The 26,868-nt window shown below is 67.7% G+C and carries 22 protein-coding genes; 9 read left to right on the top strand and 13 right to left on the bottom strand.

Features of this window, described 5'->3' with window-relative positions:
* The first annotated feature begins 440 nt into the window (after positions 1-440).
* Genes CU254_RS01870 through CU254_RS01855 form a run of 4 tightly spaced genes read left to right on the top strand, consistent with a single transcriptional unit; the run spans position 441 to position 4,035 of the window.
* Entirely contained in the window at positions 441-1,022 is a 582-nt protein-coding gene (locus CU254_RS01870) for a YbaB/EbfC family nucleoid-associated protein (protein WP_009072262.1), read from the top strand.
* A complete protein-coding gene (locus CU254_RS01865; RefSeq protein WP_009072261.1) occupies positions 1,019-1,354 on the top strand; it encodes a type VII secretion target in 336 nt (111 codons plus the stop codon). Before CU254_RS01870 ends, CU254_RS01865 begins: the two co-directional genes overlap by 4 nt.
* 13 nt (positions 1,355-1,367) lie before the next feature.
* Positions 1,368-2,525: a hypothetical protein gene (locus CU254_RS01860; RefSeq protein WP_009072260.1), complete on the top strand. Its 1,158-nt coding sequence runs from the start codon at positions 1,368-1,370 to the stop codon at positions 2,523-2,525.
* Positions 2,526-2,529: 4 nt separating this feature from the next.
* The gene (locus tag CU254_RS01855; RefSeq protein ID WP_009072258.1) at positions 2,530-4,035 is read left to right on the top strand and encodes a hypothetical protein; all 1,506 of its coding nucleotides are present in this window, start codon (positions 2,530-2,532) and stop codon (positions 4,033-4,035) included.
* A gap of 74 nt (positions 4,036-4,109) precedes the next feature.
* Here the strand turns inward: CU254_RS01855 and CU254_RS01850 are convergent, their stop codons facing one another.
* Positions 4,110-4,748 carry a zinc ribbon domain-containing protein gene (locus tag CU254_RS01850; RefSeq protein WP_199785752.1) on the bottom strand — a complete coding sequence of 213 codons (639 nt, stop codon included), beginning with the start codon at positions 4,746-4,748 and terminating at the stop codon, positions 4,110-4,112.
* Positions 4,749-4,927: 179 nt separating this feature from the next.
* On the opposite strand from CU254_RS01850, the gene CU254_RS01845 reads away from it, so the two are divergent.
* From CU254_RS01845 to CU254_RS01830, 4 genes are read left to right on the top strand one after another with little or no spacing between them, the layout of a single operon-like run.
* Positions 4,928-5,506: a YbaB/EbfC family nucleoid-associated protein gene (locus tag CU254_RS01845; protein WP_009072254.1), complete on the top strand. Its 579-nt coding sequence runs from the start codon at positions 4,928-4,930 to the stop codon at positions 5,504-5,506.
* Positions 5,506-5,841, top strand: a complete 336-nt coding sequence (locus CU254_RS01840; RefSeq protein WP_009072252.1) for a hypothetical protein — start codon at positions 5,506-5,508, stop codon at positions 5,839-5,841. Before CU254_RS01845 ends, CU254_RS01840 begins: the two co-directional genes overlap by 1 nt.
* Positions 5,842-5,849: 8 nt before the next feature.
* A complete protein-coding gene (locus CU254_RS01835) occupies positions 5,850-6,911 on the top strand; it encodes a hypothetical protein (protein WP_009072250.1) in 1,062 nt (353 codons plus the stop codon).
* Between the two features lie 3 nt (positions 6,912-6,914).
* On the top strand, positions 6,915-7,730 hold the full coding sequence (locus tag CU254_RS01830) for a hypothetical protein (protein ID WP_009072247.1): 816 nt from the start codon (positions 6,915-6,917) through the stop codon (positions 7,728-7,730).
* A gap of 62 nt (positions 7,731-7,792) precedes the next feature.
* On the opposite strand, the gene CU254_RS01825 is transcribed toward CU254_RS01830, so the two are convergent.
* Both CU254_RS01825 and CU254_RS01820 read right to left on the bottom strand, forming a co-directional pair.
* Positions 7,793-11,704 (bottom strand): DNA-directed RNA polymerase subunit beta', encoded by a 3,912-nt coding sequence (locus CU254_RS01825; protein ID WP_009072245.1) that lies wholly within the window; start codon positions 11,702-11,704, stop codon positions 7,793-7,795.
* A 90-nt stretch (positions 11,705-11,794) separates the two neighbouring features.
* Positions 11,795-15,298, bottom strand: a complete 3,504-nt coding sequence (locus CU254_RS01820) for a DNA-directed RNA polymerase subunit beta (protein ID WP_009072243.1) — start codon at positions 15,296-15,298, stop codon at positions 11,795-11,797.
* Positions 15,299-16,020: 722 nt separating this feature from the next.
* On the opposite strand from CU254_RS01820, the gene aroQ reads away from it, so the two are divergent.
* Positions 16,021-16,494 carry a gamma subclass chorismate mutase AroQ gene (aroQ, locus tag CU254_RS01815; protein WP_100266683.1) on the top strand — a complete coding sequence of 158 codons (474 nt, stop codon included), beginning with the start codon at positions 16,021-16,023 and terminating at the stop codon, positions 16,492-16,494.
* 16 nt (positions 16,495-16,510) lie between these two features.
* Here the strand turns inward: aroQ and CU254_RS01810 are convergent, their stop codons facing one another.
* From CU254_RS01810 to CU254_RS01765, 10 genes are read right to left on the bottom strand one after another with little or no spacing between them, the layout of a single operon-like run.
* Positions 16,511-17,572 (bottom strand): hypothetical protein, encoded by a 1,062-nt coding sequence (locus CU254_RS01810; RefSeq protein WP_199785751.1) that lies wholly within the window; start codon positions 17,570-17,572, stop codon positions 16,511-16,513.
* A gap of 26 nt (positions 17,573-17,598) precedes the next feature.
* Entirely contained in the window at positions 17,599-18,207 is a 609-nt protein-coding gene (locus tag CU254_RS01805; RefSeq protein ID WP_009072238.1) for a hypothetical protein, read from the bottom strand.
* Positions 18,208-18,243: 36 nt separating this feature from the next.
* A complete protein-coding gene (locus CU254_RS01800; protein ID WP_009072236.1) occupies positions 18,244-19,506 on the bottom strand; it encodes an MCE family protein in 1,263 nt (420 codons plus the stop codon).
* Entirely contained in the window at positions 19,506-20,729 is a 1,224-nt protein-coding gene (locus CU254_RS01795) for an MCE family protein (RefSeq protein ID WP_009072234.1), read from the bottom strand. The genes CU254_RS01800 and CU254_RS01795 overlap by 1 nt, the downstream gene beginning before the upstream one ends.
* 10 nt (positions 20,730-20,739) lie before the next feature.
* Complete coding sequence (locus CU254_RS01790; RefSeq protein ID WP_037712255.1) at positions 20,740-21,921, bottom strand: MCE family protein; 1,182 nt, start codon at positions 21,919-21,921, stop codon at positions 20,740-20,742.
* Positions 21,918-22,904, bottom strand: a complete 987-nt coding sequence (locus CU254_RS01785; protein WP_037712254.1) for an MCE family protein — start codon at positions 22,902-22,904, stop codon at positions 21,918-21,920. The genes CU254_RS01790 and CU254_RS01785 overlap by 4 nt, the downstream gene beginning before the upstream one ends.
* Positions 22,901-23,929 (bottom strand): MCE family protein, encoded by a 1,029-nt coding sequence (locus tag CU254_RS01780; RefSeq protein WP_009072228.1) that lies wholly within the window; start codon positions 23,927-23,929, stop codon positions 22,901-22,903. The genes CU254_RS01785 and CU254_RS01780 overlap by 4 nt, the downstream gene beginning before the upstream one ends.
* Positions 23,926-25,257, bottom strand: coding sequence for an MCE family protein (locus tag CU254_RS01775; RefSeq protein ID WP_009072226.1), 1,332 nt, complete (start codon positions 25,255-25,257; stop codon positions 23,926-23,928). Before CU254_RS01775 ends, CU254_RS01780 begins: the two co-directional genes overlap by 4 nt.
* Complete coding sequence (locus tag CU254_RS01770; RefSeq protein ID WP_009072224.1) at positions 25,254-26,090, bottom strand: ABC transporter permease; 837 nt, start codon at positions 26,088-26,090, stop codon at positions 25,254-25,256. The genes CU254_RS01775 and CU254_RS01770 overlap by 4 nt, the downstream gene beginning before the upstream one ends.
* Before the next feature lie 2 nt (positions 26,091-26,092).
* Positions 26,093-26,845, bottom strand: coding sequence for an ABC transporter permease (locus CU254_RS01765; RefSeq protein WP_050788377.1), 753 nt, complete (start codon positions 26,843-26,845; stop codon positions 26,093-26,095).
* Between the last annotated feature and the right edge of the window lie 23 nt (positions 26,846-26,868).

Here is a 26,868-nt window from a genome sequence, read left to right as displayed (position 1 = left end):
CCTACACAGCGCACTGGCCTGCTGGCGCAGATCCACGTGCAGACGCCACACCAGGGCAACCGGAAAGGACATGCGCGAAATACTCTGGCGAACCGCACGCACTGTCAATGCGGTGATCAATCATGGGAACGTCGACCGAAGGGGTGAATATCCCACGAACTGGGCCGAGTTGCCTGCCCACCGACCCCGCGCGCGACCCGAGCGGCGGCGCTGACCTGCGATGCTCCGTTCGGCCCACCGTATGTTCGGCATTTCGGCCGCCGGAGAGGGGCCGTTCGCCCGTTATGTTCGTTACCTTTTCGTGATCGAATCCCGGGAACTTTCGCACTTACGCTCCGCTGAACCACCCAGGCCGGATTCCGCGACCCTCCGGCGCGAACGCGACAGAAGCGGCATAATCCGCACAGCACGCCAGGGAGCAGGGGAAGGGGTGAGCGTCAGTGTCGGCGGAGATGGAACGGCTCGTCGCGGAGTTCGACAAGTTCCAGACGAAGCTCAAGCAGGCCGAAGCGCAGTTCGCGAAGGTCGGCGACATGCAGGAGGAGCTGAACGCGCTCGAGGCCGAAGTGATGTCGGCGGACCGGTCGGTCACCGTCGTCGCGGGCCCGAGCGGGTCGATCAAAGATCTCCGGCTCACCGCGGACGCGCTCCGGCAGCAGCCGGACCAGCTGGCGTCCGCCATCCTGACGACCCTGCACCAGGCCGTCGCCGAATCCGCGCGCAAGCAGGCGGGCATCGTCGACGAGCACGTGGGAACGGCCTTCGGCCTGAATGTGTCCGAACAAGTCCTGGAAGCTCAGGCAGCCGGTTTGGGAACCACCGTCGAAGAACTGGAGTCCAACCTGCCGGAGGAGCAGCCGCGGCAGGCAGCGCCGGCCGCGGACGACGAGGATTTCGCGAACAACGGTCTTCTCCGTGACGACCGCCGGACGCCTCAGGCGCCTCCGCCTGCGCCGCCCTCGGCTTCGGCGGGCGACCAGTTCCTCAAGAACCTGTTCAGCGACGAGGAGGACCACCGATGAGCCCGACGAACGGCGGTCACCAGGTCGACACCGCGGCGATCACCAAGTACGCCACCGGCCTCGATCACTACACGGGAGAAGCGGCCAAGTTCGGCGACCTCGTAAACCAGGCCGACGTCACCGACCGGTCCTGGGGGTTGATCGGGCTGGCGGTCAAGCAGACCTATACGAGCAAGCTCGACGAGCTCAGACAGCTGCTGGAGCTGATGAAGACCGGGGTCGGCGCGTTCCAGGGCAAGCTCAATCAGGCCGCGAGCATCTACGACGGCCATGAAAAGGACGCCGTGCTGACCTTCGGCAAGTTCAAGGCCGACATCGACGGACCGCTCTGAGCAAGGGGGAAGCATGGGGCAGGACAGCGTCGCCGACGGCGTCAAGAACAACCTCAAAGGCTACGACGACAGCTTCTTGAAGAATGTCGGCGACACCGCCAAGAAGGCGCCGGTCGTCGGCAAGGGCGTCGAAACCATCGAGAACGCCTACAGGAAGTTCGGCTCCGCGAAGGACGTCGGCGACGTCGCCGCGGCGAGCGGGCAATTGTTGCAGGACGGCGCGGGCTTCGTGGCAGGCGCGACCTTGGACATGGCCAGCTTCGCGCTCGACCCGGTCGGCTGGCTGGTCAGCAACGGCCTCAACATGCTCCTCGAGCTGGTTCAGCCTCTCCAGGACGCGCTGCACATGGTGACCGGGGACGGCCCCGTGCTCAAGACGGCCTCCGGCAACTTCGTCACGATCGGCAAGGGCTTCGTCACCCTGGCCGAGGAGTTCGTCCAGGTCGGGGACGAAGCGCTCAAGGATTGGCAAGGCGAGGGAGGCGGGGCGGCCAAGAAGGCGCTGGCCGAGTTCGCACAGGGCATCGAGGGCATCGGCTCCGCCGCCGGCGCGGTCGCCGACACGCTGCAGATGTGGTCGATGGTCATGACCGTCATCGAAGAGGTCGTCAAGGCCATCATTTCGGAGCTGGTCAGCTGGCTCATCTACATCTGGCTGCCGGCACTGGCCGCTTCGATCGTGAGCTTCGGCTCGTCGGTCGCGGGGGCGATGGCGGCATCGGTCGCGAAGGCGGCGAGTGCACTCGGCAAGATCACCAAGCATCTCGGCAAGCTCGGCAAGCTGCTCGACAAGTTCATGGGCTTCCTGATGAAGTGGAGCGACGACCTGGTCAAGCAGGGTTCGAAGCTCACCAAGGCGGGCAAGGTCGGCATGACCCCCGGCGAGGAGAAGGCGATCACCGGCGCACTGGCCAAAGGCCTGAACGCACAGGGCGCCGCGTACGGGCAGGCGGCGAAGGACGTGTTCACGAGCGTGCCGCGCAAGTTCTTCGACGAAACCGTCAAAGAGACGACCGGGATCACCCCTGGCGACCTGTCGAAGGGCTCGGCGTACACCGGCAAGGCCGCTTACAAGGGAACGAACAAGACGATCGACTATCTCAAGCGAGAGCATCCCGGCAACGGCCAGAGCGCCGAAGAAACCCGCGAAGATCTCGACATGGGCCAGTAAGCGGATGACAGATCTGCTCGGCCCCTGGTTCATCGTCGGCGGTTACGCGCTCTCCTTCGGCCTGCTGTGGCTCGCGAACTGGCTCGAGGCGCGCCGTGCGGCCAGGGCCGCGATCTGTTACGCGCTCTCCGGGATCGCGTTTTCGCTGACGAGCCTCTACTGGCTGTCGGCAGGCACGGCCAGTTCGGTCCCGCTGTTCGGATGGATCGCCTTCCCGCTCGTCGTCACCGCGTTGCTCTCGTGGCGGGGCTGGCATCAACGAAACTGGATCAACCGTCTCGATTCAGCAGGCGAACCGACCTTTGGCTTCCTGCCGCACCACGGCCGCGCGGTGGCGCTTGCCCATCCCGATCCCTGGCCTCGGCGAACCACTGTCGAGTTCGCGCACCAAGGCCACCGGCTGCTCGGCATGGAGTACTCGACCCCATCGCCGTTCCGGAACGAGACCTTCGAACAACTCGGAAAGGTGTCCGAAGAGCTCGATTCGATCAACGCGGTCGTCGCACTGCGCGTTCCGGAGGTGCCCGCCCTCACGATCTCGCCGAACACGCGGGCGTTCGAGCCGGACTTCTTCACCCCGCTGGAGGATGCCCGGATCGTCCGCAACCAGTTCGGCTGGCTACGGCCGGATACGACGCTGCACAGTTTCGAGGTCGACCCCGAGTTCGACCGCCGGTTCTCCGTCTCTACGTCGGACCCGGAGTTCGCCGCGGCGGTGCTCACCGGCGAATGCCGCGAAATGATCATGCACGACCTGTGGTTCCGCGTCCATCAAGTGGCGTTCTGCGGAAACGCTTTGTGGACCACGGACGCCGGCGGCCTCACCGAGGACCGGATGTTCGGCAACTCCCGTCGCCTCGCGATGCTGGCGGCCACCGTTCCGGCACCGGTGTGGGAAGTATGGGGCGGGGACCGGGATTTCCCCGACGTCGCCACCCGGTCCGATACGAGTTACGACGCCTGGTTCGGCAAGCGCGGCGGCTTCGTCCGCACGCCGGTGAACCGCCGCCGCGAGGCCGCCGACCGGCAGCCGGTGACGTCGATTTCGCTGACCATGCGGTCGTTGCTCGCGCTCGGCCTGCTGGCCATCGGGATCGGTCCCGCGGTCAACGCATCGGCAGCGATGACCGGGCTGGCTCCGCACGTCCAGCTCACGGTCGCCACGATGAGCGAGGGCGGCACCCAGCATTGCTTCAGCGCCGCCGGCGACTACCGCTGTGTCACCGACCAGCCCAGTGTGCGAGGGACGGTCAGCCAGGACGGCACCACTCGTCAGATCACCATCGGATGGGTCGGTGATCTGCCCAGGAAGGGCGACACCGTCGAGGTCTCGCTGGGACCGTTGTGGGGAGACATCGCCTACCAGGCCGACGGTCCGTCGTCCGCCCCGACCGATTTGCTGATGGCCTTGGTCTGGCTTGTCCCTGGCCTGTACCTCGCAAAGCGCACATACCTGCCCCGCCCGCCCCGGCGGGTCCGCAAGATGCGCAAGACTCTCGCAACTGCGTAGCCCCAACGTGGAATGCCCCGCCGGGAGTCCCGGCGGGGTTTTCGTTCAGCTATGCGAGCTTCCGCGGAAGGACCTCAGAGCCGGTGCCCGCAATCCGCGCAGAACACCGCCCCCGCCGTGGACTCCTTGCCGCACTCTCCACAATGGACGGTCGGGGCCAGTGAACTCCCGCATCCGGTGCAGAACTTCCCGCCGTCCACCTTCAACCCGCAGTCCGGGCAGGTGAGCTTCGCGCGGGTGCCCAGGTCCAGCTCCTTGGTCCAGTTCTTCTCGCGCGCCTTGTCCCAGATCTGGTCCCGCTGCGCCGCCGCCTGTGCCCGGGAGATTTCCTCCGCCACGATGGGCGAACAGCGCAGGCACTGGCCGATTTCCTCGTTCCAGCACTGGTCCGCGCACATCCAGTCGCTGCAGCCGCGGCACTGCCGGAAGCGCGGGGTGATCTCCTCGACGGCCGCGGTCAGCGCGCGGTCTTTCGCCGCCGAGTTCGTCGCTCGGTCGTACTTCCACTGGTCGGCGGAGCTGCTCAGCTGCTGAAGCGTCCCGCCGAAGAAGGAGCCCACCGCGCGCAGCATGCTGCGTCCGGTCTCCATCGCGTCCCGCTGGAATGCCGAGCGGTACCCGTTTCCGCAGCGCTCGCAACGGAACTCGAACTGGTAGCCCTGGGCATTGGAGAGATCCGAGAAGTTGTCCGTGAACGGCACGACATCAGCCACGCGCGCGAAAGTACGCCAAGTCGACGACGGGGCACGACCGTACAAGTACCGACTCCAGACCCGCTACGCATCGTGAGCGGAGGCCGCGCGGCAGGGTTTTTTGCGGTTTTGCCTGTTTAGTCAGCTACCGTCCGTAAAATGCCGGATTGGCAGAGCAACCGAGCACAGGGGGAGACAGCATGTCCGACGAGTTCGACCGGCTGGTCGCGGAGTTCGACCGGTTCCAATCGAGGCTGCGGCGGGTGGACGACCAGTTCTCCGGCATCGCCCAGATGCAGGAGGAACTGAGTGCGCTCGAAGCGACCGCGATGTCGCCCGACCGGTCGGTCACGGTGGTCGCCGGTCCGGGCGGGTCGATCAAGAACATCCAGGTGACCGATGCCGCGCTGCGCCACGGCGGGACCGAGTTGTCCGGGATGTTGATGGCGACGCTGCAGCAGGCGGTCGCCGAGTCCGCGCGGCAGCAGGCCGTGCTGGTGGACCAGCACACGGGCAATTCGATGCGGCTCACCGAGCAGGTGCTGGAAACCCAGGCCGAGTTGCTGGGCACCGACGTCGAGGAATTGCGTGCCGCGATGGAGCGGGGCGCGCCCGCGCCGCAGCGGAGCGTCGAGGAAGACCAGCACGAGGACTACTCCGAGCGCGAACTGCTGGCCGACCCCGAGGAGCGGACCCCTCTCCCGCCACCGCCGTCCTCGGCCGGGTCCGCCGGGGACGACTTCCTGAAAAACCTGTTCGACGACGAGGACCCTCGCTGATGGCCGGCTACCAGGTGCAGACGGCGAAGCTCTACGACTACTCCCGCCAGCTGGCGGGCAACAAGACCGCGGTCGCCGGGGTCAAGGGCAAGGTGGCGCAGGCCGACGTCGGCGACGAGTCCTGGGGCATTGTCGGCATCCTCGTCAAGCACATGTACACGGACATGGTCAACGACCTGAAAGACCTGCTGACCGCGATGGAAACCGGCCTGCAGTCCGCGTCCGACAAGATCAACCGCGCCGGCCAGTTCTACGACCAGACCGAAGAGGATCACTGCCGCAGCTGGAAAGACGTCATGGGCCAGCTCGACAACCTCGGCAGCGGACGGAAGTAGGGGGCGGGATGTCCGATCCATTGGGCAAGATCGAGATCAAGCCGGAGGACGGCACCGGCAAGAAGATCGTCAACGCGCTGCCGGTGGTGGGCGGCGCGGTGAAGATCTACGACGCGGGCACCAGCGACGCGATCAAGGCAGGCGACACCGCGACCGGGCTGAGCGGGGTGGTCTCCGAGACGACCAACTTCGTCCAGTCGTGCGCGGAGACCGCGATGAGCATCAGTTCCGACCCGATCGGCTGGCTGGTCGGCCAGGGACTGAACTTCCTGCTGGCCGTCTGCGACCCGCTCCAGGACGCGATCCACTTCGTCAGCGGCGACGGCCCGGCGCTGTCCAAAGCGGCCGAGAACTTCACGGCGATCGGGCGCGGGCTGGAGCAGTTCGCGCACCAGTTCAGCGAGCAGGCGAAAAGCTCGCTCTCGCAGTGGGAGGGCGGCGCGGCCGAAACCGCGGCGGAGAAGCTGGCCAAGTTCTCGACCGGGATCACCGGCACCGCCGACCAGGCCGGAGACATCGCGACGATGCTGCAGGTCTGCAGCATGGCGATGACCGTCATCGAGGACTTCATCAAGGCGTTGCTGACCGAGCTGATCACCTGGCTGATCATGATCTGGATCCCGGCGTTGGCCGCCGCGGTCCCGTCGTTCGGAGCGTCCACCGCGGCGGCGGGCACGGCCACCGGGGTGCGCGCGGCGACTACCGCGGGCAAGGCGACGAAGCAGGTCAGCAAGCTGCAGAAGCTGCTGGACCTGATCAAGGACCTGATCGCGCGGTTCCAGACGTTCTTCAAGGCGGCCAAGGACGAGGTGGCCAAGATGGCCGTGGAGGGCGGCAAGACCACCGCGAAGCGGGCCAAGGCCGGTTTCGGGAAAACCGTCGGCGGGAAGCTGTTGGACGAGGCACGGTCGCAGATCGGGCTCCGAAGCCACGACAAGAACGATCCCGACCTGCCGGTCAAGCCAGGAAAACCGTTGGGACATCTGGAGAACGCGCGCAAGGCCGTCGAGTACGCGGCGACCGGGGACGGAACTTCGGAAGACGAGACCAAAAAAGATCTGGAGTTCTGAGCCGTGGATCTCGCCCTCGCAGAGCACGACGCTTGGTACTGGCTCAGGCCGATCCTCGGACTCCTGGTCATGGTCGTGCTCCCGAGTTATCTCGGCTTCCGCTGGCATCTGAAGAAGAAACGGGCGAAGCGAGCCCGGCAGGCCGCATTGCACGCGGTGCCCGAGGAACTGGGCGGATCCATGGTCGCCGATCTGAAATACGGGCGGCCTCGGTCCGCGCAACGCCGGAAACCTCTTGGCGAGATGTACCGGCCGAAGACCATCTCGGAGGGCATGACCTTCCCCAGCAGTCCTCCGACCGTCGAGTTCGCGGCTGACCTGCCGTGGCGGGACCGGCAGTTCCGGGTCAGCGAGTACTGGTGCACGCTCCGGGTCGGGGCCAACAGCACCAGAAGGATCTACGAGTACACCATCGAAACCAAGGTCGGGCCGACGCCGAGCATGAAGATCGCCAAGGCGTATCCGACCGAACCGGTGCGGATGTTCGGGCGGACCATGGTTTATCTCAACTACCAGCAAAGGCTGTTCGAGGCGGAGGCGCGAAGTTCTCCCTCAGTAGCCCGCTGGGAGCAATTTCCGTTGGCCGAGAACGAGTTCACCGGATACACCAGCGATCAGGAGTTCTCGGCCCGGGTCGCCAGCCCGGACACCGTGGACTGGCTGCGCGGCAACCACGAGTTGCTTCCGGACCTCATCGGCGTCGAGCGCGGGTGGTGCTACGCGGTGTACCGGGACGAGATCGACCCGGCGACCCTGGTCGCCAGAATCGACCTGGTCGCCGGCTTCCTCGACCGGATCGACGTGCCCGCCGCGGTCTGAGCACGCAGAAGAAAAGCCCCCGGTCACGAGGACCGGGGGCTTTTCGTTCAGCTGTGCGAGGTTCAGCGGAAGTCGCGACCGAAGTCGTAGTCGTCCAGCGGAACCGCGGCGCCGGTGCCCGAACCGAACACGTCCGGGGTGTAGTAACCGTCGTCGTAGGACGGGATCGCGTACGCCGCGACCCGCGCCTCCTCGGTCGGCTGCACCTGGATGTTCCGGTACTTGTTGATGCCCGTACCGGCCGGGATGAGCTTACCGATGATGACGTTCTCCTTGAGGCCCACGAGCTTGTCCGAACGGCCGTTGATCGCCGCGTCGGTCAGGACTCGCGTGGTCTCCTGGAACGAGGCCGCCGACAGCCACGAGTCCGTGGTCAGCGACGCCTTCGTGATGCCCATCAGCACCGGACGGCCCGAAGCCGGCTCGCCGCCCTCGGCGACCGCGGCCCGGTTCGTCGCCTCGAACTTCGTCCGCTCGGGCAGCTCGCCCGGCAGGAAGTCCGTGGCCCCGGAGTCGATGATCGTCACGCGGCGCAGCATCTGCCGCACGATGACCTCGATGTGCTTGTCGTGGATCGACACACCCTGCGCCCGGTACACCTTCTGGACCTCGTCCGTGAGGTGCATCTGCGCTTCGCGCGGGCCCATGACGCGCAGGACCTCGTGCGGGTCCGGCGTGCCCTCGAGCAGCTGCTGACCGACGTTGACGTGGTCGCCGTCGCCCAGCGGGCCGTTCGGGGTGTTCGCGAGCCGCTGCCGCTTGGACAGCTTGTCGAAGACGATCTCCTCCGACCCGTCGTCCGGGATCAGGGTGATCTTCCAGAACCGCTCGCTCTCCTCGATCCGCACGCGGCCGTCGACGTCCGCGATCGGAGCCTTGCCCTTCGGCACGCGAGCCTCGAAAAGCTCGGTGACCCGGGGCAGACCGGTCGTGATGTCGTCACCGGCGACACCACCCTGGTGGAAGGTACGCATCGTCAGCTGCGTGCCCGGCTCACCGATCGACTGGGCGGCGACGATGCCGACCGCCTCGCCGACGTCGACGAGCTGGCCCGTCGCCATCGAACGGCCGTAGCAGGTCGCGCACACGCCGACCGCCGACTCGCAGGTCAGCACCGAACGGACCTTGACCTTCGAGATGCCGCTGGAGAGCAGCTTCTCGATGGCCGGGTCGCCGATGTCGTCGCCCGCGTTCAGCACGACGTTGCCCTTGGCGTCCACCGCGTCCGTCGCGAGGTTCCGCGCGTACACGGAGGTCTCGACGTGCTGGTCGCGCACGATCTTGCCGTCGCCGAGGTCCTCGCCGATCGGCATCATGATGCCGCGCGTGGTGCCGCAGTCGACCTCGCGGACGATGACGTCCTGCGAAACGTCCACCAGACGACGGGTCAGGTAACCCGAGTCCGCGGTACGGAGCGCCGTGTCCGCCAGACCCTTCCGGGCGCCGTGCGTCGCGATGAAGTACTCCGCCACCGACAGGCCTTCACGGAAGTTCGCCTTGATCGGACGCGGGATGTACTCGCCCTTCGGGTTCGACACCAGACCACGCATACCGGCCAGCGAACGGACCTGCGTCATGTTTCCGGCGGCGCCCGACTTCACGATCATGGCGATCGGGTTGTCGTCCGGCAGCGCCGTCTCCATGATCTTGTGGACCTCTTCGGTCGCCTGCGTCCACACCTTGACGAGCTCGTTGTTGCGCTCGGCGTGGGACAGCTGACCGCGCTGGTACCGCTTCTCGACCTGGTCGGCCTTGCCCTCGTACTCGTCGAGAATGGCCTTCTTGCCGACCGGGGTCAGCACGTCCGAGATCGCGACCGTGACGCCCGAGCGGGTCGCCCAGTAGAAACCGGCGTCCTTGAGCTTGTCCAGCGTCTGCGCGACCTGCGTCATCGAGTACCGCTCGGCGAGGTCGTTCACGATGGCCGCCTGCCGCTTCTTCGGCATCGGCTCGTTGATGAACGGGTAGTCCGCCGGCAGCAGGTCGTTGAACAGGACGCGGCCCAGGGTCGTCTCGGCCAGCCACGGCTTGCCCGGCTCCCAGCCCTTCTCCGCGAGCGCCGCCTCGTCGGCCTTCGCCGGCTGCCGGTCGGTGACGCGGATCTTGACCGGGGCGTGCAGGCTCAGCGCCTTGCGGTCGAACGCCATGATCGCCTCGGCGGGCGACGAGTACGCGTTGCCCGCGCCCTCGGCGTTCTCGTTCAGCCGGGTCAGGTGGAACAGACCGGTGACCATGTCCAGCCGCGGCATGGCGAGCGGACGGCCCGACGCCGGCGACAGGATGTTGTTCGCCGACAGCATCAGGATCCGGGCCTCGGCCTGCGCCTCGGCCGACAGCGGCAGGTGCACCGCCATCTGGTCGCCGTCGAAGTCCGCGTTGAACGCTTCGCAGACCAGCGGGTGCAGCTGGATGGCCTTGCCCTCGACCAGCTGCGGTTCGAAGGCCTGGATGCCCAGCCGGTGCAGGGTCGGCGCGCGGTTCAGCATCACCGGGTGGCCGGTGATGACCTCTTCGAGCACGTCCCACACCTGCGGCCGCGACCGCTCCACCATCCGCTTGGCAGACTTGATGTTCTGCGCGTGGTTCAGGTCGACCAGCCGCTTCATGACGAACGGCTTGAACAGCTCGAGCGCCATGTCCTTCGGCAGACCGCACTGGTGCAGCTTCAGCTGCGGGCCGACGATGATGACCGAACGGCCCGAGTAGTCGACGCGCTTGCCCAGCAGGTTCTGGCGGAACCGGCCCTGCTTGCCCTTCAGCAGGTCGGACAGCGACTTCAGCGGCCGGTTGCCCGGGCCGGTGACCGGACGCCCGCGGCGGCCGTTGTCGAACAGCGCGTCGACGGCCTCCTGCAGCATCCGCTTCTCGTTGTTGACGATGATCTCGGGCGCGCCGAGGTCGATCAGCCGCTTGAGCCGGTTGTTCCGGTTGATCACGCGGCGGTACAGGTCGTTCAGGTCCGACGTGGCGAAGCGGCCGCCGTCGAGCTGCACCATCGGGCGCAGGTCCGGCGGGATGACCGGGACGGCGTCGAGCACCATGCCGCGCGGGTCGTTGCCGGTCGCCTGGAACGCGGCGACGACCTTGAGCCGCTTCAGCGCGCGGAGCTTCTTCTGCCCCTTGCCGTTGCGGATGGTGTCGCGCAGGCTGTCGGCCTCCGCGGCGACGTCGAACTCGGTCGCCAGCTTCTGGATCGCCTCCGCGCCCATGCCGCCGGTGAAGTACTCGCCGTACCGGTCGATCAGCTCGCGGTAGAGCAGCTCGTCGGCGATCAGCTGACGCGGCTCGAGCTTGGTGAAGGTGGTCCAGACCTCCTCGAGACGGTCCAGCTCGCGACCGGCACGGTCGCGGATCTGGCGCATCTCGCGCTCGCCGCCCTCCTTGACCTTGCGGCGGACGTCGGACTTCGCGCCCTCCGCCTCCAGCTCGGCCAGGTCGGCTTCCAGCTTCTGCGCGCGGGCCTCGATGTCGGCGTCGCGCTTCGTCTCGAGGTTCTTGCGCTCGACGCCGATCTCGTTTTCGAGCGTCGGCAGGTCGTTGTGGCGCAGCTCCGTGTTCACGCCGGTGATGACGTAAGCAGCGAAGTAGATGATCTTCTCGAGGTCCTTGGGCGCCAGGTCCAGCAGGTAGCCAAGGCGCGACGGAACGCCCTTGAAGTACCAGATGTGGGTGACCGGCGCGGCCAGCTCGATGTGGCCCATCCGCTCACGGCGCACCTTGGCGCGAGTGACCTCGACGCCGCAACGCTCGCAGATGATGCCCTTGAACCGGACGCGCTTGTACTTGCCGCAGTAGCACTCCCAGTCCCGGGTCGGACCGAAGATCTTCTCGCAGAAGAGCCCGTCCTTCTCCGGCTTGAGGGTCCGGTAGTTGATGGTCTCCGGCTTCTTGACCTCGCCGAAGGACCACTGACGGATGTCGTCGGCGGTGGCGAGGCCAATCCGGAGCTCATCGAAAAAGTTGACGTCCAGCACGTCTAGATCCCCTTGGGGTTGATTCGGCTAGAGGAGGGGTCGGCGGTGGAGCCGGGATCCGCGGGAGGCAGATCCCGGCTCGACACCGAATCAGTGCACGACGTCGTCCACCGAGGGCGACTCGTTGCGGGACAGGTTGATGCCGAGGTTCGCCGCGGCGCGCTCGAGGTCCTCGTCGTCGGAGTCGCGCATCTCGATCGCCGCGCCGTCGCTGGAGAGCACCTCGACGTTGAGGCACAGCGACTGGAGCTCCTTGAGGAGCACCTTGAACGACTCCGGGATGCCCGGCTCGGGGATGTTCTCCCCCTTCACGATCGCCTCGTACACCTTGACGCGGCCGACCACGTCGTCCGACTTGATCGTGAGCAGTTCCTGCAGCGTGTACGCCGCGCCGTAGGCCTGCATCGCCCAGCACTCCATCTCGCCGAAGCGCTGGCCGCCGAACTGCGCCTTGCCGCCCAGCGGCTGCTGGGTGATCATCGAGTACGGGCCGGTGGAACGGGCGTGGATCTTGTCGTCGACCAGGTGGTGCAGCTTCAGGATGTACATGTAGCCGACCGACACCGGGTACGGGTACGGCTCGCCGGAGCGGCCGTCGAACAGCGTGGCCTTGCCGTTCTCCTTGACCATGCGCTCGCCGTCGCGGTTCGGCTTGGTCGCCCCGAGGAGGCCAGTGAGCTCCTCTTCCTTCGCGCCGTCGAACACCGGGGTGGCGGTGTTCGTGCCGGGCGCGACGTCGTAGAGCTCCGGCGACAGGTTCTTCGCCCAGTCCGGGTTGCCCTCGATCGTCCAGCCCTGGGAGGCCAGCCAGCCGAGGTGCAGTTCGAGGATCTGGCCGATGTTCATCCGTCGCGGAACACCGTGGGTGTTCAGGATGATGTCGACCGGGGTGCCGTCCTCCATGAACGGCATGTCCTCGACCGGCAGGATCTTGCCGATGACACCCTTGTTGCCGTGCCGGCCGGCGAGCTTGTCGCCCGGCTGGATCTTGCGCTTCTGGGCCACGTAGACGCGGACCAGCTCGTTGACGCCCGGGGGCAGCTCGTCGTCGTCCTCGCGGGAGAACACCCGGATGCCGATGACCTTGCCGGTCTCGCCGTGCGGCACCTTCAGCGAGGTGTCGCGGACCTCGCGCGCCTTCTCGCCGAAGATCGCGCGGAGCAGGCGCTCCTCCGGGGTCAGCTCGGTCTCGCCCTTCGGCGTGACCTTGCCGACCAGGATGTCGCCGTCGCGGACCTCGGCGCCGATCCGGATGATGCCGCGCTCGTCGAGGTCGGCCAGGACCTCCTCGGAGACGTTCGGGATGTCCCGGGTGATCTCCTCGGCGCCCAGCTTGGTGTCGCGGGCGTCGATCTCGTGCTCCTCGATGTGGATCGACGTCAGCACGTCGTCCTGCACCAGGCGCTCGGAGAGGATGATCGCGTCCTCGTAGTTGTGGCCCTCCCACGGCATGACCGCGACGAGGAGGTTCTTGCCGAGCGCCATCTCACCGTTCTCGGTGGACGGGCCGTCGGCGATGACCTGGCCCTGCTCGACCCGGTCGCCCTCGTTGACGATCGGCCGGTGGTTGAAGCACGTGCCGTGGTTGGAGCGGCGGAACTTGTACAGTCCGTAGCTCTTCCGCGTGCCGTCGTCGTGCATGATCGTGATGATGTCCGCGGACAGCTCCTCGACCACGCCGGCCTGCTCGGCGACCAGGACGTCCCCGGCGTCGACCGCGGCGCGCAGCTCCACGCCGGTGCCCACGTACGGAGCCTGGTTGCGCAGCAGCGGAACCGCCTGGCGCTGCATGTTCGCGCCCATCAGCGCGCGGTTCGCGTCGTCGTGCTCCAGGAACGGGATCATCGCGGTGGCGACGGAGACCATCTGCCGCGGCGACACGTCCATGTAGTCGATCTCGAGCGGGTCGATCAGCTCGACCTCGCCGCCCTTGCGGCGGCCCAGGACCTTCTCCTCGACGAAGTGGCCGTCGTCGGTCAGCGGCGCGTTGGCCTGCGCCTTGACGTAACGGTCCTCCTCGTCCGCGGTCAGGTAGTCGACCTGGTCGGTGACCTGGCCCTCGACGACCTTGCGGTACGGCGTCTCGATGAAGCCGAACGGGTTGACCCGCGCGTAGGAGCACAGCGAGCCGATCAGGCCGATGTTCGGGCCTTCCGGCGTCTCGATCGGGCACATCCGGCCGTAGTGCGACGGGTGGACGTCGCGGACCTCCATGCCGGCGCGCTCACGGGACAGACCGCCCGGGCCGAGGGCCGAAAGACGACGCTTGTGCGTCAGGCCCGACAGCGGGTTGTTCTGGTCCATGAACTGCGACAGCTGCGAGGTGCCGAAGAACTCCTTGATCGCCGCGCCGATCGGGCGGATGTTGATCAGGGTCTGCGGCGTGATCGCCTCGACGTCCTGCGTGGTCATGCGCTCGCGCACGACGCGCTCGGTGCGGGAGAGGCCGACCCGGATCTGGTTCTGGATCAGCTCGCCGACGGTGCGCAGGCGGCGGTTGCCGAAGTGGTCGATGTCGTCGGTCTCGACCGGCACCTCGACGCCGGCGGAGCTGGTCATCTTGTCCTCGCCGGCGTGCAGCCGGACCAGGTACTCGATGGCCGAGACGATGTCCTCTTCGGTCAGCGTGCCGGTCTCGTACGGGGTGTCGAGGCCCAGCTTCTTGTTGACCTTGTAGCGGCCGACCTTGGCCAGGTCGTAGCGCTTCGGCTTGAAGAACAGGTTCTCCAGCAGCGTCTGCGCGCTCTCCTTCGTGGGCGGCTCGCCCGGGCGCAGCTTGCGGTAGATGTCGAGCAGCGCCTCGTCGGTGCCCGCGGTGTGGTCCTTCTCGAGGGTGGCCAGCAGCGTCTCGGAGAACGAGAAGCGCTCGCGGATCGCCTCGGTGGTCCAGCCCAGCGCCTTCAGCAGCACGGTGACCGGCTGGCGGCGCTTGCGGTCGATGCGGACGCCGACGGTGTCGCGCTTGTCCACGTCGAACTCGAGCCACGCGCCGCGGCTCGGGATCACGCGCACGCTGAAGACGTCCTTGTCGGTCGTCTTGTCGACACTGCTGTCGAAGTACACGCCCGGAGAACGCACCAGCTGGGACACGACGACCCGCTCGGTGCCGTTGATGATGAAGGTGCCCTTGTCGGTCATCACCGGGAAGTCGCCCAGGAAGACCGTCTGGCTCTTGATCTCGCCGGTGTTGTTGTTGACGAACTCGGCGGTGACGAACAGCGGGGCCGCGTACGTCATGTCCTTGTCCTTGCACTCCTCGATCGAGGCCTTGACCTCGTCGAAGCGCGGAGCGGAGAAGGACAGGGACATCGAGCCCGAGAAGTCCTCGATCGGCGAGATCTCGTTGAGGACCTCTTCCAGACCGCCGACCGGGTTCTCTTCGCCTTCGTTGACGCGGCGCTCGAACCACGCCTCGTTGCCGGTGAACCACTGGAACGACTGGATCTGGACGTCAAGCAGGTTCGGGGTGGAGAGTGGCTCGCGGATCTTCGCGAAGGAGACCCGCTTGGGCGCTCCGGGGATTCCCGTGGCCTGCGCGCGGGATTCAGCCGAGGTGGTCGCAGCAGTGGCCTGGTTCGCGGGAGAGACTGCCAAGATGCGTCCTTCCGGGGACAATGAGCGGTGAGCAGCCGCGATGGCAACAGCTGTCGCGGACTGTCAGGGGTGCCGTGTGCCCACTATCCTAACTACCGGCTCCGGGCAGCCTGAAAGAGGGCAGCGCAAAGAGGCAGTCTAGCCCGGATGGCGCGGTCTGTCCAGGGGGCACTCCAGACGGGGCCCAGCCTGCATCGCGTCACCTTCGGGCAGTGCGTCTCCCTGAGCCTCACTGCGTCCTTCGGCTCCCGGTTTCGCACCGGGTTTTCGCGCCCCTCCCGCAAGGTTCGCGTTCCCCGGCCGTGACCGTTGGCAGTAAGCGTGAACCCACGCGGCTTTGGAGTCAAGATGCCGCGCGGCTCTCCCGCCGGTTGGCGCAGCGTTGAACCCGGACAGCACAGGGTGACCGCCCGGGCGTGCCTCGCGGTTACCGCCGGGTACCCGGGGATCGCCGCGCAGGTCGGCCGGGCAGCGGTGCAGGTGGGAGGGTTGCGCGCGGGTGCGGCGGCGGTTTCCGCGTCGGCGCGGCGGGCGCGGGATGGATCACATTCCGCGAGCGGTCCGGTGCCTGATTCCGTAGCCGAACAGGGGAACTTCGGGCAGCTCGGCACCGGATTCCGGGTCCCCCGGACAGGGGTTGCGCGCGAGGGGACGAAGCGGTTGGCGGCGGACGCGTCCCGGTGATCAACTGGGCCTGCCCGAACTCCCGGAGGTGCGCCACGATGCCGGAACCCGACGCGTCGCTTCCCGAACTGGTCCTGCGCAGGCTGGCGATCAGCGAGCAGGTCGCCGCCGCGAAGTTCGGGGCCGGGCGGCCGGTCGACGATCCCGTCCGCGAGCAGCGGGAGCTGGTCCGCGTCCGGAGCCTTGCCCGCGAAACGGGCCTCGACCCGGACCTCGCCGCCGCCTTTCTCTCCGACCAGATCGCGGCCAGCAAGCAGGTCCAGCACCGGCTCTTCGCGCACTGGACCGCGCACCCCGGCGACCGGCCCGACGGCGGCCGCGACCTGTCCGTGCTCCGGGCCGAACTGGACGCGCTCACGGTCGCTCTGCTGGATCGGCTGGCCGCGGCCGGGCCCGAACCCCTCGAGCCGCCGGAAACGCCGGACAAGCTGAAGCAGGAGCCGCTTCGGACGGCCTTCCGGACGCTGTCGCGACAACGGCCCGCCCCCGGGGCTTCCGGGAACGGGCCGTGACGGCTGTCTAGGACGCTTACTTCGACGGCGGAGCCGAGGCGGGCGCCGACGGAGCGGGAGCGCCCGCGGCCGGCCCAGCGGCCTTGTAGGTGTCCATGTCGGTGATCTTCCAGGTGTTGCCCTGCAGCTGGGCGTCCACGTGCATCTGCGCCGTGCCGGCGGCGGTCTGCTTGGTGTCCGCGCGCGTCGACGTCTGGTCGATGAACAGCATCACCCGGGCCAGGTCGCCGTTCAGCCGGATCACCGCGCTGCGGGTGACCTTGCAGGTCACGACCACCTTCTGCTGCGGAGCCAGCTTCTTGACCTGGCCCATCAGCGCGTTGTAACTCGCCTTGACCTGGTCGGTCGCGAGCAGCTGGTTGGCCGCGTCCTCGGTCTTCTTGATGTTGTTGAAGTCGTAGGAGAACAGCGTCTCGATCGCCTTCGAGACCTGGTCTTTGACCTGCGCGGTCTTCGCCACGTCGAGCACCGCGCGGTTGCTCGTCGAATCGGCCGCGTCCGAGCCCTTGACCTGGAAGATGACCGCCGCGGCGACCAGCGCGAGCCCGACCACCAGCAGCAGCGCGACCCGGACGGTGTTGCGGCTGACCACCGACCGCTGCGCCGGGACCGCGGCGGCCCCGGCCTCGGCGTCCGTCGTCCGAGCCTTGGTTTCGGCTTCCTCGACGTCCGAGGGCTTCTCCGAACCGGTGTCCCGCTTCTTGCGCCGCGGGCTCGGCCGGGCCGGTTTCTCGTCCTCGACGGTCTCGCCGGTGAGCGCGTCGACCTCGTCGGCCGGGGCCTCCTCGGCGACCCCGGAAACTTCGGGTTCGGCCTCTTCCTCGACGGAGGTCTCCGCGACCTCGGTCTCGGGCTCGATCTGCTCCGGCTCCGCCGGACGCGCCAGTCCGCCGCGGGGAATCCGCAGCTCCTGGGTCACCTCGGCCGGATCCGCGTCGGGGAGCGGCCGCGGCCGGGGGCGCGGCTTGGGCGAGGCCGCCGGCGCCGCCGGGTCCGACGGCTTGCGCAGCCCGGCGACCTTCGGCCGGCGGGCCGGTGGCGTGCTGCTGCGCGGTGGCTGGCGACGGGAGGGGGGCACTGCGGAACTCCGATCTGCGGGTGAAGCTACTGGCCGGCGGCGACGAGCGGCACTTGGTCGATCCCGGACAGCTTCCAGTCGCTGCCGACCCGGGTCATCTGGACCTCGAGGCGCAGTGCCTTGGTGGCCTGCTTGCCGCCCGCCGAGGTGTCCGTGCTGATCGCGGCCAGGAAGCTGGCCTTGCCGTCGTGGTCGTTGAGCTCCTCGACCGCGATGTCCTGGATCGTGGTGGTGACCTTGACCTTCTGGTCGGTCAGCGCCTTCGAGTAGTTCGGCTGGGCCTGCGTGATCTGCTTGGCCATGTCGTCGCTGGAGACGTCCTTCTGCTTCTGGAAGTACGCGTCCAGGTTCTGGTAGTCGACCTGGGTGTAGGCCAGCACCGCGGCGGTGCCGTCCTTGAGGACGTCGTCGCGCGCCGCGGCGAGGTCCCGGTCGCCGTCCGTCTCCGCGACCAGCCACATGATCCCGAACACGATCGCCACCACCAGCGCGGCGAGCGCGAACGCCCCGGACCCGAACAGCCAGACGCGCGGCGATCCGGGAAGCGCCCACTTTTCCTTCGCCGCCCCCTCCGTTGCCGGTTCGGGCGTATCAGCGGTCGCCTCGTCCTCGGCGACCGCGTGTTCGGCACTCATAACACTCCAGGGTAGGTAACAGTCATCAAATCCCGGTCAGCCGAGTCCCAGCAGCGAGCCCATGCTGTTCAGGGACACCCCGGGGCTGCCGACGACGCCCGGCACCTGAGCGTCGCGCATCTCCTGCAGCTCCTGCGCGGGCCGGTTCTGGTTGGCCGCGATGTCCTGCTGCGACGGCTGCACCGGCACGCCGTTGTACGGCGCGTTCTGGGAACCCCGGACGTTGATCGGGCTGCCCTTCGGCTCGGCGCAGTAGACCTTGTCGTCCGCGGGCCGGACCGAGGTGTCCGAACCCGGCCGGTACTGGCTGTAGGGCAGGTAGCCCTTCGTGCACGACGGCGGGTTGAACAGGTTCAGCACCAGGCCGAGGTGCGCGGTCCCGTCGCCGGGGGCCACCGACGGCGCGGCGGCCGCCAGCGCCGGATAGGTCACCAGGCCCTGTTCGAGGCCGTCCAGCCGGGTCACGGTCAGGTTGGCCGTGGTCAGCAGGTTCGCGGTCAGCGCGCCGAGGCCGGGCCCGGTCTCCTTGAGCACCTGGCTGATCTGGGTCGCCACCTGCGGGGTGACGCCGATCAGCTTGCGCAGGTCGCCGTCGGAGTTCTTGAGCGTCCCGCTGAGCTGGTTGAGGCTCTTGGAGAAGGACGCGAAGTTCGACGCCTCGTCGTTCTGCGTGTCCAGCACCTTCCCGCCGGCCTGCAGCAGTTGCACGGTCTGCGGCAGGTACTGCTGGGCGGTGGTGGTGAAGCTGCGCGCGGTGTCCATCAGCTTCTGCAGGTCGCCGCCGGTGCCGCGGAACGCGTCGTAGGACTCGTCGACGACCTTCCGCAGCGCGTCGGTCGGCACCGAGGCCGACAGCGAATCGAGGTCGCCGAGCAGCCGGTCGGTGCTGACCGGGGTGGTCGTGCGCGCGGCCGGGATCACCGAACCGCTCGCCAGGTACGGGCCCTGGTCGTTCTTCGGCCGCAGGTCGACGTACTGCTCGCCGACCGCGGACCGGTTGGCGACGACCGCGTCGAGGTCCGCGGGCACGCGCGGGGCCGACGGGTCGATGTTCAGGTCGGCCTCGAGCCCGGTCTGGGTCAGCCGCAGCTGCCCGACGCGCCCGACGTTGAAGCCGCGGTAGGTGACCTCGGCGTTGGTGAAGATCCCGCCGGACTCGTTGAGCTGCAGCTTGACCGTGTACCCGCTGCTGCCGAACACCGTGCCGAGGCCGGCGAACCGGATCAGCGCGTACACGATGGCCACGACCGAGATGATCGCGAAGACCACCAGCTGGATTTTCGTCCTGCGCAGCAACATCAGCCAGCACCTCCGGAAAGCACCCCGAACAGGCCGGACAACCCGCCCTGCGACGGCTGCCCGCCGCCCTGGCCGCCGGTCGAGGTCGGGGCCTGCTGCTGTTGCGGCGCGGGCTGGCTGCCCGGGAACGACAGCGGCGGCGGCTGGTTCGCCGGCGTGCCCTCGACGCCGCCGGTCAGCCCCGGCACGGGGAGGAGCCCGTTGAGCCCGTTCTGCCTGCTGCGGCCGAGGTTGTCGATGACGTCCTTGAGGTTCAGGTCGACCTTGGCGAACAGGTTGAAGTAGTCGCCCTTGACGTCGTTGTAGGCCTGGTCGGTGAACGGGTAGGTCAGCAGGATCTCCAGCGCCTTCGGCAGGTCGCTGCCCGCCTCGCCGAGCTTCTGCAGCGTCGGCGTGAGCGCCTTGAGGTCGGCGACCAGGTCCGCCTTGCTCTTGTTCACCGTGTCGGTCGCGACGCCGGAGAGGTTGTTGAGCGCGTTCAGCATGGTCACCAGCTGGCCGCGCTGCTGCTCCAGCACGCCGAGCCCGGGCCCGAGGTTGTCGACCGCGCCGACCAGCTTGTCCTTCTGGTCCCGCAGCGTCATGGACAGCCGGTTGAGGCCGTCGAGCGCGCGGGTGATGTTGGCCGACTGGTTGTCGAGGTTCGTGACCAGCTCGTTCGCGTTCGCCAGCAGCGCCTTGAGGTCCGGCTCGCGGCCGGCCGTGGCGTTGTTGAGTTCCTTGGTGATCGTGTTGAGCTGCTCCACGCCGCCGCCGTTGAGCAGCAGGGACAGCGCGCCGAGCACCTCCTCGACCTGGACGTCGCGGCCGGTGCGCGCGAGCGGGATGGTCGCCCCGTTCGCCAGTTCCCCGGTCGCCTCGGTTCCGCCCGGCGAGGCCAGTTCCACGTACTTCTCGCCGAGCAGGCTCGACTGCTTCACGTTGGCCATCGCGTTGGCGGGCAGCTTGACGTCGCCGTTGACCTCGACGGTCACCTCGGCGTGCCAGCCGTCCGGCGTCAGCCCGATCGACTTGACCTGCCCGACCGGCACCTCGTTGACCTTCACCCCGGACTGCGGGACGAGGTCGAGGACGTCCTTGAACTGGATCTTCACCGTGTACGGATGGCTGCCGAGGTCGGCCCCGCCGGGAAGCGGGACGTCGTAGACGCCGTTGAACGCGCAGCCGCTCAGCACGAGCGCGGCCGTCGTGGCGAGCGCCCCGCCCGCGGCGAACTTCGTCAGTCGCTTCACGTCAGCTCCCCTGCGTCCCGTAGACCTGGCCCTGCAGCGGGAGCGGCAGCGGCGGCAGCTGGCCGTTCTGCATCGCCTGGATCACCTGCGCGGCGGACGGGAGCGGCACCACGCCGTCGACCACCTTGGCGATGCCGTCGCAGGCGTTGCCGAGCAGCTGTTTGGTCACCGAGGTCTGCTTGAGCAACCGGCAGACCATCACCAGCGGCGGGGCGGTCAGCTCGTTGAGGTTCGGCCGCGCGTCGAGCGTGCCGGACGAGCCGTTGTAGACGCCGACGATGTTGGACAGCGCGACCGGCGCGACGTCGAGGATCTCGGCGAGCGAGCTGCGCTGGTCCACCAGCACCTTGGTCACGCTGGCCAGTTTGTCCACATTGGACTTCAACCGGCCGCGGTTGCGTTCGATGAAGCCCTGCACGGACTGCAGCGTGGTGCCGAGCTGCTGGACGGTCTGGGCGAGGTTGTCCTTCTCCCCGGCGAGGAATCCGCTCACGTCGGCGAGCTGGCTCTCGAACTGGCGCACCTGGCCGTCGCTGTTGGCGAGCGACTGGGAGAACTTGCCGAGGTTCTGCACCGTCTGGAAGAGGTCGTCCTTGTTGCCGGCCAGCGTGCCGGACGCCTGCCCGAGCTTGGTGATCGTGTCGTGCAGCGCCTTGCCGTTGCCGTCGAGGTTGTTCGCCGCGGTGTTCAGCAGGTCCGAGAGCGAGCCGTTCTTGTTGGCCCCGTTCGGGCCGAGCGTCTCGCTGACCTTGGCGAGGCTGGCGGCGAGCTGGTCGACCTCCAGCGGCACCTCGGTGCGGTCGAGGCCGATCGTCGCGCCGTCGGAGATCCGCGGGCCGCCGGTGTAGGCCGGGGCGAGCTGGATGTAGCGGTCGCTGACCAGCGACGGGGCCACGATCAGCGCCTTGGCGTCGGCGGGCACCGCGACCGAGCGGTCGTATTCGAGGTCGACCCGGACCTGGTTGCCCATCGGCTGGATCTTGGTCACCGTGCCCATGTCCACGCCGAGCATCCGGACGCTGTTGCCCTCGTACAGGCCGACGGCACCGGCGAAGTACGCGGTCAGGTGGTTGCGGCCGGCGTCCTTGAGGGTCCACCACAGCGCGCCCGCGACCACGAGCGCGAGCACGATCGCGATCGTGAAGCCGCGGGTGAGCGACTGGCCGAAGCGGGTGTCGGTCATCGGGAGTTGCACCCCTCCGGATTGAGCGGGCCGACCGAGGGAAGCACCAGGCCGCAGATGTAGTTGTCGAACCAGTGTCCGGTGCCGATCGTGTTGTTGAAGACCCGGATGAACGGCGCGAACTTCTGGATCCCCTGCGCCAGGGAGTCCTGGTTGCGCTGCAGCATCGACGTGAGCTGGTCGAGCTGGGTGAGCACCGGGTTGAGCTGGCCGTCGTTGTCGTCGATCAGGCCCTGCAGCTGCGTCGACAGCTGCTTCGACCCGTCGAGCAGGGTCTTGATGGCCTGCTCGCGCTTGCCGATCTCGTCGAGCAACTGGTTGCCGTCGGTGATCAGCTTCTGCACCTCGGCGTCGCGGTCGACCAGGGTCTGCGACACCTGGCGCGTGTTGGCCAGCAGGTTCGCCAGCTGCGAATCGCGCTTGGCGATCGTGTCCGACAGCTTCGACAGCCCGGACAGCGCGCCCTTCACGTCCTGCGGGGTGTTCGAGAACGTCTGGGTGATCGCCTCGAAGCTCTTCGACAGCTGGTTCGTGTCGATCGCGTCGACCGTCTGCGACAGGCCGCGGAACGCGTCGAGCACGTCATACGGCGACATCGTCCGGTCGCGCGGGATCGGCGAGCCGGGGTCGAGGTTGCCGTTGCCCTGCGGGTCGAGCGCGAGGTACTTCTGGCCCAGCAGCGTCTTGATCTTGATTGCCGCCGTGGTCTTGTCGCCCATCCAGGCGTCCTTGACCTTGAACGACACCTTGACGCTCGCGCCGTCCAGCTTGATGTCGGACACCTTGCCGACCTTCACGCCGGCGATCCGCACGTCGTTGTCCTTCTGCAGCCCGGCCGCTTCGGAGAAGTCCGCGCTGTAGGTGGTGCCGCCGCCGATCACCGGCAGGTCTTCGGAGTTCATCGCGGCGACGAGGCCGAGCGCCATCACCGCGATGCCGACCAGGGCGATCGGGATCGGGTTGCGTTTCTGGAAGGACTTCATGGCTTGCACCTGTCCCGGTTCACCGGCGCGAGCGTGAAGTCCGTCGGCGGCAGCAGGCCTGGCACGCCGACCGTCCCGGTCATCTCGCAGGAGTAGAAGTTGAACCACGAGCCGTAGTCGGCCGTGCGGGTGAGCGCGCTGACCTTCTTCGGCATGAACTGGATGAAGTGCTCGACGAGCGGTTCGTTCTGGTTCAGGTTCGTGGTGAGCTTGCCCAGCGCGGCGATGTCGTCCTTCAGCGGGGCCCGCGCGTCGGTCAGCAGACCGGCGGTCGTGTTGGCCAGGTTGCCGAGGCCCTCGATCGCGTCGCCGATCGGCTTGCGGTCCGCGGCGAGGCCGGAGACCAGCTGCTGCAGCTTCACGATCAGGTCGTTGAGCTGCGGGGTGTGCTGGTTGACCGTGTCGAGCACCGAGGTGAGGTTGTCGATGACCTGGCCGATCACCTGGTCCTTGTTGGCGATCGTGGTGGCCAGCGAGGCGGTGTGCGACAGCAGGCTTTCCACCGTGCCGCCCTCGCCCTGCAGGACCTGGATGACCTCGTAGGACAGCTTGTTCACGTCGCTCGGGTTCAACGCGGTGAACAGCGGCTTGAAGCCGTTGAACAGCTCGGTCAGGTCCAGCGCGGGCGTGGTGCGCTCGAGCGGGATGGTGTCGCCCGGCTTGAGCGTCGCGCCGCTGGTGTCGTCGCCCTCGCCGAGCGAGACGTAGCGCTGGCCGACCAGGTTGCGGAACTTGATCTGCGCGGTGACGCCCGCCGGGAGCTTGCGCCCGGAGTCGACCTCGAAGTCCACCTGCGCCTGGCGCTTGTCGACGATCTTCACGTCCTTGACCTGGCCGACGCGGACGCCGGCGATGCGCACGTCGTCGTTCGGCAGCAGGAGCGTGGCGTCGGTGAACCGCGCGGAGTAGGCGCTGGTGCTGGTGGTGTTGATGTTCGCGATGCTGATGCCCAGCACGGTCGTGAACAGCACCGTGACGACCACGAAGATCGTCAGCTTGATCAGCGGTGCGGCGAGTCCCCTCACTTGACCGTCACCTCCGTGCCCCGGTAGAGCGGGCCGACGAGCAGCGAGCCCCAGCCCGGGAACTGGTCCTGCGAAATCCCCATCTCCGGGCTGACCAGAGCGGCGAGGAAGGTGTTCTCGGCCGCGGTGTTGACCGGGTTGCCGCCCGAGGTGCCGCCGCCGTTGGCCCCGGCCGCGTCCGCCTTGAAGTTGGCCGGGTTCAGGCCCTCGCCGACGGTCTTCGGAGCCGCGCCCTGCTTGGTGCCGTCCTTGAACGGGCCGTCCGGCGGCTGCTGCGGGAACGGGTCCGGCGCGGGGTTGAGGTCGTAGCAGCGCGGACCGCGCTTGTCCTCGAACCGCGGTTCCTCGCCCGGCTTGTACGGACCGCGGTTCACGACGACCTCGATGGTCGCGTTCAGGCCCGGCTTGCCGTTGTACTTGCCCAGCGCCGCGTCCGCGACCGGCACGACCTTCGCCATCTGCTTCAGCACGCACGGGTATTCCGGCGAGTACTTGGCGAGCAGTTCAGCGGTCGGGCGCGCGGTGCTGGCGAGGCTGATCAGGTTCTGCGAGTTGGCTTCCAGGAACGACTGCAGGTCCTGCGACGCGGTGGTGAGGTTGCCGTAGAGGCTCGACAGGTTCGCCTGCTCGGCGACCACGGTGCGCGTCGTCGTGCTCAAGTTGTCCAGGCTCTGCACCAGATCCGGCGTCGCGTTGCTCAGGTGTCCGGAGAACTCCGCGAGCGCCTGCAGGTTGTGCTGCAGTTCCGGCTCGTGCGGGTTCAGGTCGCCGATGTACTGGCCCAGCTGCGAAAGCGTTTCGCCGAGCGGTTTGCCGCGGCCCTGCAGCGCGGTCGAGATCGCGGTGAGCGTGCTCGACAGCTTCTGCGGCTGCACCGCCTGCAGCACCGGCATCAGGTGCTCCAGCGCCTGCTCCAGCTCGACCGCGCTCGAAGTGCGGTCCTGGGTGATCACGTCGCCCTGGGAAAGCGTCTTGGCCGACGGGTCCTTCGGAATCTCCAGCGACACGTAGCGTTCGCCGAACAACGTCTTCGGAAGGAATCGCGCGGACACGTTCTGCGGAATCAGCTTCACCGACTCCGGGTCCATCGCCAGCGTCAGTTCCGCGCCGTTCTCGGTGGCCTTGATGTCCTGCACCGAACCGACGATCAGGCCGCGGACCTTCACGTCCGACTGCTTGAGCAGCTGGTTGCCGATGCTGCCCGCGTCGAGCTTCACCGTGACGAACTTGCTGAACGCCTTGTCGTACATCGCGATGCTGAGCGCGATCCCGCCGACGAGCACCGCCACCAGCAGCAGGCCGAGCAACCTGCGCCGTAGTGTGGTCATCCCGCAATCCTCACCGTGACGTCGGTTCCCCAAATCGCGAAACCGATGAAGAAGTTCACGACCGAAACCGTGACGATGGAAAGCCGCACCGCGCGGCCGACGGCCACGCCCACCCCGGCCGGTCCGCCACTGGCCCGGTACCCGAAGTAGCAGTGCGAAAGAATGATCAAAACGCTGAAGATCAGCACCTTGATGAACGAATAGAGCACGTCTTGAGGTGGTAGGAACAGGTCGAAGTAATGGTCGTAGGTACCCGCGGATTGTCCGTAGATATAGATAACGACCAGCCGCGAGGCGAGGTACGAGCTCAGCAGGCCGATCACGTACAGCGGGATCACGGCCACGAACCCGGCGATGATCCGCGTGGTCACCAGGTACGGAAGGCTCGGCACGCCCATCACCTCGAGCGCGTCGATCTCCTCGGAGATCCGCATCGCGCCGAGCTGCGCGGTGAAGCCCGCGCCGACCGTCGCCGACAGCGCCAGCCCGGCGACCAGCGGCGCGATCTCGCGGGTGTTGAAGAAGGCGGTGAGGAAGCCGGTGAAGGCAGAGGTGCCGATCGAGTTCAGCGCCGAGTAGCCCTGCAGGCCGACGAGGACACCGGTGAACAGCGTCAGGCCGACCATCACGCCGACCGTGCCGCCGATGACCGCGAGCGAGCCGGAGCCGAAGCTCACCTCGGCCAGCAGCCGCAGCACTTCCTTGGTGTAGCGGCGCAGCGTGCGCGGCGTCCACAGCAGAGCCCGGCCGTAGAACGACATCTGGTCGCCGAGGGTGTCCAGGGTCTCCAGCGGCCGGTTGGCGATCCGCTTCGCCCCCGCGAGGAACGTCATGGTCAGTCCAGCTTTCCGGGCACGAGCTGCAGGTAGATCAGCGTGATCACGAAGTTCACGACGAAGAGCAGCAGGAACGTGATGACCACCGACTGGTTCACCGCGTCGCCGACGCCCTTCGGGCCGCCGCTCGGGTGCAGGCCGCGATAGGCCGCCACGACCGCGGCGATGAAGCCGAAGATCAGCGCCTTGATCTCGCCGACCCACAGGTCGGGCAGCTGCGCGAGCGCGGAGAAGCTGGACAGGTACGCGCCCGGGGTGCCGCCCTGGAGCACGACGTTGAAGAAGTAGCCGCCGAGCACGCCGATGACGCTGACCATGCCGTTGAGCAGGAGCGCGACGAGCATCATGGCGAGCGTGCGGGGCACGATCAGGCGCTGGACCGCGGAGACGCCCAGCACCTCCATCGCGTCGATCTCCTCGCGGATGGTCCGCGCGCCGATGTCCGCGCAGACCGCGCTGCCGCCCGCGCCGGCCACCAGCAGGGCGGTGACCAGCGGACTGGCCTGCTGCACGGTCGCCAGCACCGAACCGGCGCCGGTGTAGGACTGCGCGCCGAGCTGGCGGGCGAGCGCGCCGAACTGCAGCGAGATGACCGCGCCGAACGGGATCGCGACGAGCGCGGTCGGCAGGATCGTCACGCTCGCGACGAACCAGGCCTGCTGGATGAACTCGCGGAACTGGAACGGGCGCTGGAAGATGCCGCGGACGATGTCGAGGCCGAGCGCGAACAGGTTCCCGGTCTCCCGCAGCATTCCGTAGCCGGGGATCTTGGCCG

Origin of the sequence: Amycolatopsis sp. AA4, from assembly GCF_002796545.1 — a bacterium.
Taxonomy (GTDB): domain Bacteria; phylum Actinomycetota; class Actinomycetes; order Mycobacteriales; family Pseudonocardiaceae; genus Amycolatopsis.
This window is presented reverse-complemented; position numbering and strand designations above follow the sequence as displayed.